Raw genomic sequence first — 13,701 nt, 5'->3', positions numbered from 1 at the left:
TTACTTCACCTCCCTTGAGAGTCCTATATAGAACACCTGCGGTTTGGTTCCGAATTCTTCCTTGAGCACGTTTACCTGCTCGGTAGTGATGATCTTGGTGACCGGATCTTCCGGGTCCCGAATATTGCCTATTTTGCGTGCCCCAAATGGACAGGCATCCACGCAGGCGCTCTTCATCCCCTTGGCCAGGCGGTGATAACAGAAGTTGCACTTTTCGGCCACGTGGTAGACAGGATGAAAAAAGCGCACCCCATAGGGGCACCCCATGACGCAGTAACCGCAGCCGATACACCAGGAGCGGTCTATCAGTACAACGCCATCAGCAGCCTGATAGGTTGCGCCGACCGGGCAGACCTGAACACAGGCGGGATTCTCACACTGATTGCAGAGCTTCGGCACAAAAAAAGCCTTGGCAATCTCCTCTTCTTTAACCTCCAACAGCCCATGATGTGCCTGATCGATTTTTTGGCTGGTGAATCCGTCGCGGGCCCCCTTGGGTGAGTCAATGTGGGTTTTTCCCGTTTTGGTGACGACATACCTCTCCACCCAGGTGCGGGTAACATTGGCTTCATAGGGCACTTCATTCTCGGTTTTGCAGGCCTTCACGCAGAAGCCGCAGCCAACACACTTGTGAATATCGACGAGAAACACCCAGCGCACTTTTCCTGTGCCGTCCTTCTCGGCTGCCAGTCTTTGGGGATTGAAAACTTCCAGTGCAGCAAGGGGAATCATTATTCCGCCGGCCGCGATCATCGCCTTTTTACAAAATGACCTGCGGCTTATCATGGCTTCACCTCCGTTTTCTTGTATTTCAGATTCGGTTTAACGGGATTGTGTGGATAGTGGCACATGATGCATTGCGCCTGGGGGTAGTGATTTTGCGGGTCAATCCCGGGGATGTTGCCCCGAACGTTGTTCTTGTAAGGAAGATAGGCATGACAGCGGATACATAATTCGCGGGAACGGTCGATGTGCAGACCTTGCGGATCGTTGGGATGGTCATAGGCAGGTCCGTGACAGTTCTCGCAGCTGATGATGGCATGAGGCGAGGCTTTAATGTCATCATACTTGTCCTTATGGCATTCGGGGCAACCGCTGGAAGTCTTGTATTTGACGCGTATTTTCTTCCAGTCATCCTCATTGGATTTACGATGCCATCCGTACATGTAACCGCGCTCATACACGCCAAAATCGGATGGAACTAACAGTGTTCTAGTAAAAAGAATTCCGGCCACGATTGCTACCACAAGGAACAAGGGACGCCACACATGGTTTTTCAAAGTATGCACCTCCTTATGCTGCGAGTATATTTGCTTTTATTTTTATTTGCTGATAGGTGTAGCTAGCCGCGAGGTTTTTATAACGTTGTTTAAATTAGCATCACTATCGTTTTTGTCAACAAAAGTTTTTGCTGCAAGAGTATTCACCTCCTCTTAAAAACTCGGATTCTTTTTAAAAAAGCTTTTGACAAAGGCGTGTTGCTGCTGTAAGTTATCAGGTTTAATAACATACCATTTTTCCCAGTCACATCGATCGTAAGGAGTAGTTCACATGGCCATTCGTAAAACCGCCGGGTACGCCTGGAACCTTATCAGTCTTATCGGTATCATTCTAGCGCTGACAGCCACAGGTCTGATTATTGCCTTTGCTGCCTTTGAGATGATTACCGGCATCGACCACCCCTATTTGGGGCTGATGACTTATTTCCTCTTTCCGGGCATGCTCATATTCGGTCTGGTTCTGGTTCCCATCGGGGCTTACAGGGTCCGTACCCAGCGTCGCAAAGCGGTTTTGGAGGGAATGCTCTCCCTCGATGAGGAGATCCCCAAGTTTCCACGCCTTGACCTGAACGACCCTAACCGTCGTCGTATGTTTATTTTCTTCATCCTGGCTTCGTTTGTCTTTGTCGTGGTTGTGGCACTGGCATCGATCAAAGGTTTTGAATTTACCGAATCCACCACCTTCTGCGGTGAAGTCTGCCATACGGTAATGGAACCGGAACACACTGCCTGGAGAAACTCGCCTCATGCCAAGGTGAAGTGCGTTGAGTGCCATGTTGGTCCCGGCGCAGCCTGGTACGTCAAGGCCAAGATCTCAGGTATGCGTCAGCTGTATGCAGTTGCCTTCAATACATACCCCACGCCGATACACACACCTATCGAAAATCTTCGTCCTGCACGGGAAACTTGTGAACATTGTCACTGGCCCGAGAAATTTTATGCTGGTCGCCAGAAACTTTTCTATCATTTTGCGCCCAATGAGCAGAACTCTCCGCGCAAGGTCGACATGCTGATTCATATCGGAAGCAACCCCAAGTCACCAACTTCGAGTGGTATTCACTGGCACATAGGCAAGGAAGTCCGTTTCATCGCCAACGACAAAAAACGGCTCGATATACCATATGTTGTCGTCAAGGAGAAGGACGGCAGTCTTGTAGAATATATGAGCACCGACAAGACGCTCACCAAGGATGAGATCGCAAAAGCAGAAAAACGTCTCATGGATTGCACCGACTGCCACAACCGTCCGACCCATATCTATCATTCTCCTGATGAGGAGATGGATCTTAACTTCGTGTCCAATCGCATTGACAGAAACCTTCCTTTCATGAAGAAAGTAGCTGTAGAAATTTTGAATCGTCCTTACAAGACCAAGGAAGAGGCTTTTGCCACCATTACTAAGGATATTCCTGCATACTATGCCAAAAATTATCCCAAGGTTGCACAGGAAAAAGGTGCTGCCATCAACCAGGCCGTAGAACAGGTCAAGGATATCTATTCACGCAACTTCTTCCCTAAAATGAAAGTACAGTGGAATACCTACCCCAATCATATAGGTCACTTCTATACACCAGGATGTTTCCGCTGCCATGACGGCAAGCACAAGACTGCCACTGGCAAGGTCATCTCCAAAGACTGCAAGATATGCCATGACATGCTGGGCCAGGTTCAGGAAAACATCCCTGCCGGCAAGGATGTCAGAGAGTTTGTTCATCCTGTCGACATCGGCGATGAACTCTATAAGACGAACTGCAGCGAGTGCCACTCTGCCGCTGTGCATGAAGCACCTGCTGAAGGAAAGCATGCTTCAAACAAAAAACATTAATAGCCAATGGAAAAGGGCCCCGGGAAATTCCCGGGGCCCTTTTTTTATATTCCATCATGTAGCTCAAAGAATGCTATAGCTCCTCAAATTCCTCTTCCTTTTCAACTTCAACGACATCCTCTTCCTGTTCATCATCTGCACCAGCAGAATCATAAATCAAACTTTTAAGGAACCGATCATTATCGCTTATGGTTTTGCGAACTTCACTTAGAAGCTTTTCAAGCTCCTGGTCAGGTTGGGCTGACATGCGCTAGGGGTGCTGCATCTCAAGGTAGCGTTCAGCATCCAGTGCAGCCATGCAGCCTGTGCCGGCAGAGGTAATTGCCTGGCGGTAGACGCTGTCCTGTACATCACCTGCAGCAAATACTCCGGGAACATTCGTGGCGGTTACATTGCCTTCGACACTGTAATTTGTTGTGATATAACCGCCTTCCATTTCAAGCTGTCCCTGGAAGATATGCGTATTTGGTGTATGTCCAATGGCAATGAAAACTCCGTGAACAGGTATATCCTTGGTTGAACCGCTGGTGTGGCGTATCCGGATTCCAGTTACTCCGCTCTCGTCGCCCAATATTTCCTGCAGTTCATGGTGCCATTCAATACTTACGTTCCCGGTTCGTGTTTTCTCAATCAGGCGATCAGAGAGTATTTTTTCAGAACGGAACTGGTCTCTGCGATGCACTACGGTTACATGGCTGGCAATATTGGCAAGGTAAAGTGCTTCTTCTGCAGCGGTATTGCCACCGCCAATAACGGCAACTGCTTTGCCGCGATAAAAGAATCCGTCACACGTGGCACAGGCAGACACACCCTTGCCCTTGAAAGCCTCCTCTGACGGAAGCCCGAGGTATTTGGCAGTGGCTCCGGTTGCAATGATCAATGCGTCACAGGTGTATGTCGCGGCATCGCCCTTTAGTAGGAATGGTCGTTGCTTGAGGTCAGCCTTGGTGATGACATCATATATAAGTTCAGTATTGAAGCGCTCCGCGTGAAGGCGCATGTGCTCCATAAGTTCCGGGCCCTGCACCCCTTCGTGGGCTCCCGGCCAGTTGTCAACTTCTGTTGTAGTTGTAAGCTGGCCCCCCGGCTGAAGGCCAGTGATAACTACGGGTTTGAGATTTGCCCGTGCTGCATAAATTGCCGCAGTATATCCTGCCGGTCCTGCACCAAGAATGATTAGCTTGTGATGCTGTGTTTCCATGCATTCCCCCTTGAAAATAATGGGTAAATGTACCAGTAAAGGGCACGTTTGCCAATACAAAGGTGATAGTGCGCAGGAGGCCCGAGGGCTGAGTGTCAAGGAGTCTTGAAGTGAATGATGCGCAGAGGAGGGGACTCGTTAGGCGTTCCAGCGGTCATGGAAGACTATCTCTTCAAGAGGCTTACGAGGAGCACCTGTGACCGATTCCTGCAGCGGATAGCCAATGGGGAATAATCCGACTATGCTTACATAGGCAGGAATATCCAGAAGATCCGCCAGCACTTTTTCTTCAAAAATGCTGACAAAAACGGAACCAAGTCCCTGGTCATGTGCCGCAAGCATAAGGTTCTCTGCCGCGAGGCCGATGTCGGTCATGTAGTACTGCTGTCCCCGAATGTCTCCCGAACTATTGGGGAGGGCACAGGCAACGATTACGACAGGTGCTTCAGCCAGTGCGAGTTGGGAAGGATTGGTTTTGTAGCCTTTTGCAGCAAAAAAAGAGTCCACATAGGACAGTTCACTGATCCTGCGTTTGGTGGCAGGGTCTTGTACTACGATGAATCGGCAACATTGTAAATTGGCCCATGATGGGGCACGACTCGCAGCATCCAATACTATCTGAAGTTTTTCCGGCTCCACCGGTCGGTCAGAAAACCTGCGCACGCTGTGCCTGGTAATGATTGCCTGTAGTGTTTCCATGAGAAACTCCCGTACCGCACGGTACTTTCCATTAAAAGCGGGGATAAATCCGAAGTTCAGACTATTTCCGAACTGTTCTGCGGTGCTGCATTCGTCCACCCATGGAGGCCATTTGGTGCTTCTGGATAGCGGAAATACTTTCAAGATGAAATTGGAACCACATATCGCCGAAGGAGCGCATTTTCATCTTCTTGCCCTGTTTCAGATTTTCCAGGTTTTCGAGCAAGCTTGCATTATCCGAGGCCTTTTTAAGACCTTTTTCAAGAATTTCACGAGCCTTGGTCGGTTCACCAGTTTCTACAAGACAGTAGGCATAGATATTCCAAAGCAACGGTTCCTTTGAATTCCACTGGACCGCTTTATCGAAAGTATCGATCATTTTATCTTTTTTCTGGCGCTTCATGTAACAGATAGCCAGCATTGCCATTGCAACCCAGTTTTTGAAGAAGGATTTTTCAAGGTGTGGAAATGCATTTGAGAAATCCCGCTTCATGTAATAAATCATGCCGATCTGGGAGTTGATCTGTGGGCCGACATAGACTTGCCACTTGCCGTAGTGAAGCACTTCTTTTAGTTCACGAATAGCTTTTTCGAATCGCTGGGCTTGAAGATCTTTGCCTGCTGTCTCGATTGCTGCCATGACTTTCTTCATGGTAATGCGTGAAAATAAAACGAATACAGCGGCAAAAACACCAAGTGAAATTAAAATAGAGCCCCACCAGGCGAGTTTGAATCCGAAAAGCAAGATCAGCAGAACTGCCAGTGCAGCCCCTGCTGCTGTAAGTATGTTGTACATCGGTCCATCCTTTCACGTTAACATTGCATTGAGAGATGATGTGTTATGAGGAAGTCAGCTTTTTTCTCCAGCGGGGATCATTTCACCGTTTTTTTCAATAAAACGGGCAATGATGATGCGACTGCCTGGTTTAAGGGCTAATTTGCCTTTAATGTTGTTCCAGGCAGACAGAAGCTTGGGAGAGATGTTGAACTGTTTGGAGAGTGATGTCAGGGTATCCCCTTTTTTCACGACATAATATTTGGCAAACGCTTCTCCAGGTGTAGAACGACGCGCAGTGCGTCCTTCGTTGCTGAAATCGACAGTTTTCCTAATCGGAACTACCAATGATTTTCCGACGATACGGCTTTTTTGAGAGAGGCCGTTTAATTCGGATAGCATTTCAGGAGTGGTGCCAAAGCGACGTGCAATCGATTTTAGCGAGTCTTTTTTCCGTACTGCATAGCGAGTGTAGAGAACCTTTTCGGTAAAACGTTTATCAGCCGGTATTTTGGCATATTCCATCTCAAAAAGGTTTTTAGTCCCTTTAGGGATTTTTAATTCATAATCAGGGTAATTAGGCGGAGTGCTCCAGTGACGAAGGTCTGGGTTGAGATCACGAACCGCGTCATAGGTGGTACCAGCCAGTTTGGCTACCAACTCCAGGTCGGTACGAGATGGTATTATTACTGTGTCAAATTCTATTGGTGGTAGATAGGCGATGTCGGAGAAGCCATAACGTGCTGGATCTTTTGCGACAATTGCTGCGGCCAGCAGTTTGGGGACATATTCTTTGGTTTCCCGTTTTAGGTAAGAACCGCGTGAAATTTCCCAAAAGTCGCTTGTGTTATACATGTTTATAGCACGTAGGATCTTGTTCTCACCTGCATTGTAACCAGCTGCTGCCAAATACCAGTCGCCCTTGAACATGCCATAAAGTTCCTTCAGGTACAGGGCCGCAGCGGTAGTCGCTTTGACCGGATCTTTACGCTCGTCGATCCATTGATCAATCCGCAAGTCGTAACGTCGTCCAGTGCCGGATACAAATTGCCAAGGTCCCACTGCATTTGCCCAGGATTTAGCATGCATATGGAAACCGCTTTCAATCATAGCTACGTAAACAAGATCCTCAGGCATGCCCTGACGCTTGAGGATCTCCTTCATCATCGGTATGTAGCGCGATGAGCGCGAGAGCCAGCGAGAAAAAGATTGTTTTCCTGATGTTTGGAAATAGGAAATAAAGTATTCGACTTTATTGTTGAGCGTAAGAGGGATATCAGACAGGGGAAGATCAATGTCAGGCAGTACGAGCTCTGTATTTCTCTCTGTATTTTCCCTGGCTTCTTCGAGAGTGAAAAAGTCTGCTGGAGGAAGGTCCTCTTCAGCCTTCAATTCATCATCCAACGCTGCAAGAGCAGGTGCTCCGGACCCTGCAGGCAGTGCTACATTAGGTCTAGCCAATTCATTAAGCAATGCTTGGGCCGGTTCTACGGCATGCGCCTGAAGACTGCTGAGCAACACTGAGGTAACGATTACTCCATATTTAATGGCAGGATTTATTGGCATAAGTTATTGCAGTATAACGGGGTTACCCCCCAAAGTCAATCTTAGCTCTCCTTCTCTGGCGCGGGGTCCCGGGGAGAAGCTTGTGGGTGGGGCCTGTGTATGATATTGCGGCTGTGGCTGAATGATCTGGGATGATGAACGACTTCCAATTTCCGAGGACATTGTCCATCTTGTATAGCGACGCAAAAATCGTTTAACCATTTCCAGATCGGCAGTTTTCGCGCCAATGCAACCTATGGAATCTTTCGATGCTGCCATTTTTAAATGCTCTGAACTGTCTCCCGAAAAAAAACCCACCGAGAGAGGTGGGTTTTTTGAAAACACGAATGACAGGATTCTAGAGCGATGATGGGGTCCGATCTTTCTCTTTCTGCATGGCTTCGCGACCTGCTTCAATTGCCGAGGCAAGGATTGATTTTTTCTCTCCAAGGATCTCCTTGCCGTCCTCCATAGCTGATTTGATTTTTTCCTGAGCTTCCTTCGTGTATTCCTTGATCTTGTCCAGCGCGTCTTCAGCCAGATCAGTCAGGTTTTCACGCATTTTTTCACCGCTTTTGGGCGCATATAACAAGGCCAACCCAGCACCTATGGCAGCACCAGCTACGAAAGAAACAAGTACTGTACCAGTGGAAATACCTTTTTCTTCAGACATGTTATTTCCCTCCTCTTTTCTTAGTATAACGCTCCAACAAATATCTTCCTGCCACCTTGGCACCCGTTGCCCAAACTGAGGTGGTATTCAGTACACCGGTTACTGCTCCAACTGTGCGGTTAATAGTATGCAATTTTTCGCCGCTTTCTCCCAAGGCTGCCATAAAGCGTTTGACGTCTTCGGTGTGATCGGCAACTCCCTCACCAACAGACCTAAGTTCCACAAGGACAGAAGTCAGTTCCTTGAGAGTAGGTCGAAGCTCTGTAGTAACCATTTCAGCAAGTGAACCGACCGAGGCTGCCGTACGCTTGACGGTAAGCAGAGTCGGAATCAGTACGAGTACCAAAGCTCCAAAAGCAATCACAACAAAAAGCAGGGCAATTCCGGTGAGAGTCATCTTGTGTCTCCAATAGGATCAGTTAAGGGCTTCAAACGATTTGATTATAAAACAGAATGCCGGTAATTCAAAAGAATAAACTGCACGAGGGGTGCCGCACCGACTCACAGGCTGCCGTTTCGGCCAAAGGCTTCCAGTATGTCGCGACGTGCTTCACCGATTGTTAAGGGCAGGCGTTTGAATGGGAGGTTGTCTCCGCTTCTCAGACGGTGGATGAGTTCAGCAATGTAGGGCAGACGCAGTTTTACGCTGGCTAGTTCTTCTCCTGAGTTGAAGACCTCCTCCGGAGAGCCGCTACGCACCAGCCGGCCCTTGCTGAGAATGTGCAGACGGCTAAGGAAAACCGGCACCAGATCGACACTGTGTGTCGCCATGACGATCGTTACACCGTTGTCTCGATTCAGGCGCGTAAGAAGCTCCATCATGCGATATTCGCCCATTGGGTCGAGGCCGGCGGTGGGTTCGTCCAACAACAGGATTTCGTGACCCATGGCAAGCAATCCGGCTATGCAGGCTCGCTTTTTCTGACCGTAACTCAGATTGTGGATATTCTTGGACGCAAGTTCATGCATTTCTACAGCTTCCAGGGCACTCTCTACGCGGCGTGACACTTCGGTTTCGCTTAACCCCATATTGCGGGGACCAAAGGCAGTATCTTCATAAACCGACTGGGCAAAAAGCTGATCATCAGGATTCTGAAAAACCAATCCGATTTTACTGTAGATTTCACGGGGAGAGAGGCGACGGATATCTTCTCCATCCAGAAGCATCTGGCCGGAGAAATCCTTGATCATGCCATCCAGTAGCCTGAGCAAAGTGGTTTTGCCCGAGCCGTTAGAGCCGAGGATGCCGCAAAATTCTCCTTGCTCGATGTCCAGGGTTACCTGGGAAAGGGCTGCAGTGCCATCAGGATATTGGAATGAATTGATCTGCGCTGAAAGGCGGGCTGGAGGCATGGTCAGTTCTGCAGTCTCCAGACGAGGCCGACTGCCAGCATGAAAACAGCAAGACCCGCGATCTGGGCAGCGGTAAGAGGTGATTTTCGCAAAAGCGGTAAGGAGCCGTCATAGCCGCGCTGGCTCATGGCTGTGGTCATGGAAAGGCTGTCGTCAAGGGCTCTGACAGTCAGCATGCCTGCCATAGCGCCAAAGGAACGGAGACTGCGACCAAATCCGCAGTACCCTAAACGGTTTTTCTGGGCGCTGTAAACCACGCCGGCATCGTCATAAAGCATGAACAGCGAACGCCATGCAAAAAGCGAGACATCCACCAGTCCACGTGGAGCTCTCAGCCAGGACAAGGCCGCCATGGCTTCGGTAAAAGTCAGTATCTGGCCAAGTGCGATAACTATTGAAACGGCCCCCATGATACGGGAGGTAATAAGAATCCCTTCGCTAAGTCCTGCCTGATGAACCATGATGGTGTAATCACCGATAACCTGAAGTGCCGATGAGCTGCCGGTACCAAGGAAGGTCTTGAACAGCAGTATGATCAGGGATAGAAACAATGGATGCAGCATGCGCAGGCAGAGAGTGCGGAACTGAATCCCGGTGACCAGTGCAACCGGAAGACACACGCTGACGATCAACCATGGAAATGCAATGCCGGTTGAACTGATAACCAGAAGGAGCAGCAGGAGAGCCGCTAGGAACCTAACGCGCGGATCTATCATAGCCACAACTGTATTGGATTTTTGGTGTTGAAGAGAATGTCTCATACTGATTGCGGGTCGTATCCCAGCATTTCTGCAATCACCTCTTCTGCAGCGGAATAGGGGTCAATGCTGCTGTCCGCCATGCCGTCAAGTACGCGGGGCAGTGTGGCTGTGCGGTCCATGAAGGCCATGGCATGCTTGTAAAGGCTGTCCCGCAGGATATCCACAAAGTGCCGTTCGTTGCGCTCTCTCAGAAATGTCTCGATCAATCCGCTGGAAAAGAGGTGATCCCGGTGTGTCAGGATCTCGCCCACCAGTTCATCAATTCCTGTACCGCGTTGTGCCTCTGTTTTAAATACCTGCGGCTGCCAGTCCCCTTGGGGGGTGTCACGCATTTCCAGCATTGCAGCCAATTCGCGGGCAGTTCTGTCGGCACCCTCCCTGTCAGCCTTATTGACCACAAAAACGTCGCCGATCTCAAGTATACCAGCCTTTATGGCCTGTATATCATCACCCATTCCCGGAACCATTACCACGCACGTGGTGTGAGCGGCTTTGACAATATCCACCTCATCCTGGCCGACGCCAACGGTTTCGATGATGATGATATCCATGCCCAGTGCATCCAAAACAAGGGCGACATCAGAGGTAGAGCGCGACAAGCCCCCCAGGGCGCCGCGGGTCGCCAGGCTGCGGATAAAGACTCCGTCATCAGTGGCGTGGCGGTTCATGCGGATGCGGTCGCCCAGAATTGCGCCTCCGGTAAAGGGACTAGTTGGATCAATGGCAACTACACCTACTTTTTTACCTTGTTTGCGAAAGGAGGCGGTCAGTTGATCCACAAGGGTCGATTTTCCCGCACCGGGCGGACCAGTGATGCCGATGATGTAGGCATTGCCGGTGCGGGCGTAAATCTGTTTAAGCTCAGTAACAGCTGATGGACGATTGTCGTCGATATCCCGCATGAGACGGGCCGCCGCGCGAACATCGCCAGTGAGGACTTTTTCTGAGAGAGACATTGGGTTAATCCTGTTCAGGGAGTAGGGTTGGAGGTTGAGCGAGTATTCCAGAGGGTACCGTTAAGGGCAGCTTCCAGTGCACAGCCGCTCTTGAGATCGATATCTTCACTGGCGTTCAGTACTTTCTTGGCTGTGCTAAGCGTTTCTGCAGGATGGGCGGCGATCCGTGCTGCAAATTGTTTGACCATTGGCCAGAAGTCTTTTTCCGGATGCACCCGGTCCACCAGTCCCATGCGGAGCGCTTCGGAGGCGGTGTACGGTTCGCTGGTCATGAAGATCTCACGGGCGGCATTTTTACCCACAATGCGGGGAAGTTTACGGGTGCCGCAAAAGCCGGTGATGATCCCAATGCGTGCTCCGGGATGGGCTATCTGCAGAGTGTCAACGGCAATGCGGATGTCGCAGGCCATGGCCAGATCGCAACCGCCTCCCATGGTAATCCCGTTCAGGGCACCGATAACCGGCTTTGAGCAGGACTCGATCTGGTCAAAGAGGGATTGCCCCAGCTGTGCAAAGCGAAGGGCATCGGTTGGAGAAAAGTGCAGCATCTGCCCGATATCTGCACCCACGGCAAAAGATTCACCAGGGTAGCCGGAGATAACGATGGTATTTATCGTACCGTCCTGCTCCATTTGGCCAAGAGCACGCTTGAGCTCACGGATGGTGGTAACGCTCAGTTTGTTAAAGCGAGTGCCTGCGCCTAGTAGGAGATAGCCTACCTGGTTTTCCGTTTCTAGATGAAGGTGCTTGAACGGCATGTGGAATCCGGTCAGGCCAGCCCGGGAAAGTTTTCCCAGGGATGGGCCCGCTCCTGTTTACGCCCGTGGCCTGATGTTGGTGCCGATCCATTTGACGATATCTTCGGTTGAGGTTCCTGGGGTAAAAACCTCACTGATGCCGGCACTCTTCAGGCCAGCAATATCATCCTCAGGAATCACGCCGCCACCAAATACTTTGATGTCGTCAGCTCCCTTTTCACCAAGCAGTTGACAGACTCTGGGTAGAAGTGTGTTATGGGCACCGGAAAGGATTGACAGGCCGACGCAGTCGACATCTTCCTGGATTGCTGCAGAAACGATCTGCTCCGGAGTCTGATGAAGACCGGTGTAAATTACCTCAAATCCTGCATCGCGAAACGCTCGCGCGATTATTTTTGCTCCGCGATCATGACCATCCAGGCCAGGTTTGCCAACCAGGATTCGCAATGTTCTTTCAGACATGTGTTATACCTCCGGAAATTTAAATGATTATATTATATTGCTGTAATAAGGTTTTGTGTGTCCTACATTTCTATGCCTGTCCTGGCCGGTACCCCTGACTTGTAGTAATGTTTTATCTCGCGCATCTCCGTTACCAGATCGGCTGCCTCGATTATTTGTTCATGGGCATTGCGGCCTGTCAGAACCAGCTCGACATTGCCGGGTTTTCGTTTGATAAGCTCCAGCACCTGTTCGACATCGATTAATCCAAAGCCGACGGCTCCATTGATCTCATCCAGAATGAACAGATCGTATTCCCCGCTGCTCAGCAAGGAAGTGGCTTGTTGGAGTGCGTCTTGGGCCAGCCGGCGATCTTCGCTGATATCGTTGGTGTTGACCCAGCCGGGTCGGCCTGTCTGGATCACAGTCAGAAATGGGGCCAGTTTTTCGGCAATCAGGTGCTCGCCATAGGGGCCGCCACCCTTGATGAACTGGAACACGCAGACGCGCAGGCCTCGTCCGACTGCACGCAGTGCCAAGCCCAGGGAAGCGGTGGTCTTGCCTTTACCGTTTCCGGTGTACACCTGTATGCATCCCCGCTCCAGCATATCAGTTTCCTTTAAAATCAGGATTGCGCTTGTCCAGAAAGGCCTGCATTCCTTCGCTTTGATCGTGGCTGGAGAAGATCAGGGCAAAGGCGTCTCGCTCCAGCATGCAGGCTGTCTGCAGATCGATGTCGTAACCCGCATTGATCACTTCGCCACCGATACGAATAGCCAGCGGGCTGCGGGTGCAGATTTTTTCCAGTAGTGCCTGTGCATGGGACAGCAGGTTGTCATCGTACAGGCGATTGATGAGTCCAATAGCCAGACCTTCCTCGGCTGAAAGCAGTTCACCTCCGAAAACCATTTCCTTTGCCTTGGATTTACCCACCAGTCGCGACAGCCGTTGCGTGCCTCCACAGAAGGGGAGCCTGCCTTCCTCTATACCGGGGAAGCCGAAGCGGGCGGAACTCTCTGCCACAATGAAATCGCATGCCAAAGCCAATTCAAGACCGACTCCGGTACATTCACCTGCAATTGCTGCGATACACGGTTTACCTGTTTTTTCCAGAAGGAACGTGACCTGCTGCCCAAAGGAGGACAGTTCTGCAGCAGTATAGGGAGATGGATGGTACTCCTGAATTCCACATGTACAGAAATGAGAGTCGCTGGAGGTTACGATGACACCTTTAATCTCGCTGGTATCGGTAATGTGGGTGATCTGGCGCCGGATCGCTTCCAGTAGTTGCCGTTCTGTTGTGGCCTCGCTCCCCGGAATTTCCAGAATGGCGATTCCCTTTTCCTTTAATTCAATTTTGCAGAGTCGTTGCGGCATCCTGTATCCTGATTAAAAAAGTAAAACAGAGTTCTTGTGTATACCAAATTCGGCCCG

17 protein-coding genes are annotated in these 13,701 nt (G+C 50.2%); 1 reads left to right on the top strand and 16 read right to left on the bottom strand.

Features of this window, described 5'->3' with window-relative positions; all coding sequences use genetic code 11:
• Together KJB30_RS09455 and KJB30_RS09450 are read right to left on the bottom strand one after the other, a co-directional pair.
• Positions 1-786 carry a 4Fe-4S dicluster domain-containing protein gene (locus KJB30_RS09455; protein WP_214298427.1) on the bottom strand — a complete coding sequence of 262 codons (786 nt, stop codon included), beginning with the start codon at positions 784-786 and terminating at the stop codon, positions 1-3.
• Positions 783-1,280 carry a cytochrome C gene (locus KJB30_RS09450; protein ID WP_214298425.1) on the bottom strand — a complete coding sequence of 166 codons (498 nt, stop codon included), beginning with the start codon at positions 1,278-1,280 and terminating at the stop codon, positions 783-785. Before KJB30_RS09450 ends, KJB30_RS09455 begins: the two co-directional genes overlap by 4 nt.
• Before the next feature lie 271 nt (positions 1,281-1,551).
• On the opposite strand from KJB30_RS09450, the gene KJB30_RS09445 reads away from it, so the two are divergent.
• Positions 1,552-3,105, top strand: a complete 1,554-nt coding sequence (locus KJB30_RS09445) for a cytochrome c3 family protein (RefSeq protein ID WP_214298423.1) — start codon at positions 1,552-1,554, stop codon at positions 3,103-3,105.
• A gap of 73 nt (positions 3,106-3,178) precedes the next feature.
• Here KJB30_RS09445 and KJB30_RS09440 read toward each other — a convergent pair whose 3' ends face one another.
• The 14 genes from KJB30_RS09440 to KJB30_RS09375 form a co-directional block, all read right to left on the bottom strand.
• Positions 3,179-3,352, bottom strand: coding sequence for a hypothetical protein (locus tag KJB30_RS09440; RefSeq protein ID WP_214298421.1), 174 nt, complete (start codon positions 3,350-3,352; stop codon positions 3,179-3,181).
• A gap of 3 nt (positions 3,353-3,355) precedes the next feature.
• On the bottom strand, positions 3,356-4,306 hold the full coding sequence (gene trxB, locus KJB30_RS09435; RefSeq protein WP_214298419.1) for a thioredoxin-disulfide reductase: 951 nt from the start codon (positions 4,304-4,306) through the stop codon (positions 3,356-3,358).
• A gap of 138 nt (positions 4,307-4,444) precedes the next feature.
• On the bottom strand, positions 4,445-5,005 hold the full coding sequence (locus KJB30_RS09430; protein WP_214298417.1) for a nitroreductase family protein: 561 nt from the start codon (positions 5,003-5,005) through the stop codon (positions 4,445-4,447).
• A 61-nt stretch (positions 5,006-5,066) separates the two neighbouring features.
• Positions 5,067-5,801: a tetratricopeptide repeat protein gene (locus tag KJB30_RS09425; RefSeq protein WP_214298415.1), complete on the bottom strand. Its 735-nt coding sequence runs from the start codon at positions 5,799-5,801 to the stop codon at positions 5,067-5,069.
• A 54-nt stretch (positions 5,802-5,855) separates the two neighbouring features.
• A complete protein-coding gene (locus KJB30_RS09420; RefSeq protein WP_214298413.1) occupies positions 5,856-7,346 on the bottom strand; it encodes a lytic transglycosylase domain-containing protein in 1,491 nt (496 codons plus the stop codon).
• A gap of 337 nt (positions 7,347-7,683) precedes the next feature.
• Positions 7,684-7,998, bottom strand: a complete 315-nt coding sequence (locus KJB30_RS09415; protein ID WP_214298411.1) for a YtxH domain-containing protein — start codon at positions 7,996-7,998, stop codon at positions 7,684-7,686.
• Position 7,999: 1 nt separating this feature from the next.
• Positions 8,000-8,395, bottom strand: a complete 396-nt coding sequence (locus KJB30_RS09410) for a DUF948 domain-containing protein (RefSeq protein ID WP_214298409.1) — start codon at positions 8,393-8,395, stop codon at positions 8,000-8,002.
• Positions 8,396-8,499: 104 nt separating this feature from the next.
• Positions 8,500-9,351: an energy-coupling factor ABC transporter ATP-binding protein gene (locus tag KJB30_RS09405; RefSeq protein ID WP_214298407.1), complete on the bottom strand. Its 852-nt coding sequence runs from the start codon at positions 9,349-9,351 to the stop codon at positions 8,500-8,502.
• Positions 9,352-9,353: 2 nt separating this feature from the next.
• Positions 9,354-10,067, bottom strand: a complete 714-nt coding sequence (cbiQ, locus tag KJB30_RS09400; protein ID WP_214298405.1) for a cobalt ECF transporter T component CbiQ — start codon at positions 10,065-10,067, stop codon at positions 9,354-9,356.
• Positions 10,068-10,108: 41 nt separating this feature from the next.
• Positions 10,109-11,068, bottom strand: a complete 960-nt coding sequence (meaB, locus tag KJB30_RS09395; protein WP_214298403.1) for a methylmalonyl Co-A mutase-associated GTPase MeaB — start codon at positions 11,066-11,068, stop codon at positions 10,109-10,111.
• Between the two features lie 14 nt (positions 11,069-11,082).
• Complete coding sequence (locus KJB30_RS09390; RefSeq protein ID WP_214298401.1) at positions 11,083-11,826, bottom strand: enoyl-CoA hydratase/isomerase family protein; 744 nt, start codon at positions 11,824-11,826, stop codon at positions 11,083-11,085.
• Between the two features lie 57 nt (positions 11,827-11,883).
• Entirely contained in the window at positions 11,884-12,288 is a 405-nt protein-coding gene (locus KJB30_RS09385; protein WP_214298399.1) for a cobalamin B12-binding domain-containing protein, read from the bottom strand.
• Positions 12,289-12,350: 62 nt separating this feature from the next.
• Positions 12,351-12,875, bottom strand: coding sequence for a cob(I)yrinic acid a,c-diamide adenosyltransferase (gene cobO, locus KJB30_RS09380; protein ID WP_214298397.1), 525 nt, complete (start codon positions 12,873-12,875; stop codon positions 12,351-12,353).
• 1 nt (position 12,876) lies between these two features.
• Positions 12,877-13,644: an enoyl-CoA hydratase/isomerase family protein gene (locus tag KJB30_RS09375; RefSeq protein WP_214298395.1), complete on the bottom strand. Its 768-nt coding sequence runs from the start codon at positions 13,642-13,644 to the stop codon at positions 12,877-12,879.
• Positions 13,645-13,701 lie beyond the last annotated feature (57 nt).

The sequence above is a fragment of the Pelotalea chapellei genome, from assembly GCF_018531195.1.
GTDB lineage: Bacteria > Desulfobacterota > Desulfuromonadia > Geobacterales > Pseudopelobacteraceae > Pelotalea > Pelotalea chapellei.
This window is presented reverse-complemented; position numbering and strand designations above follow the sequence as displayed.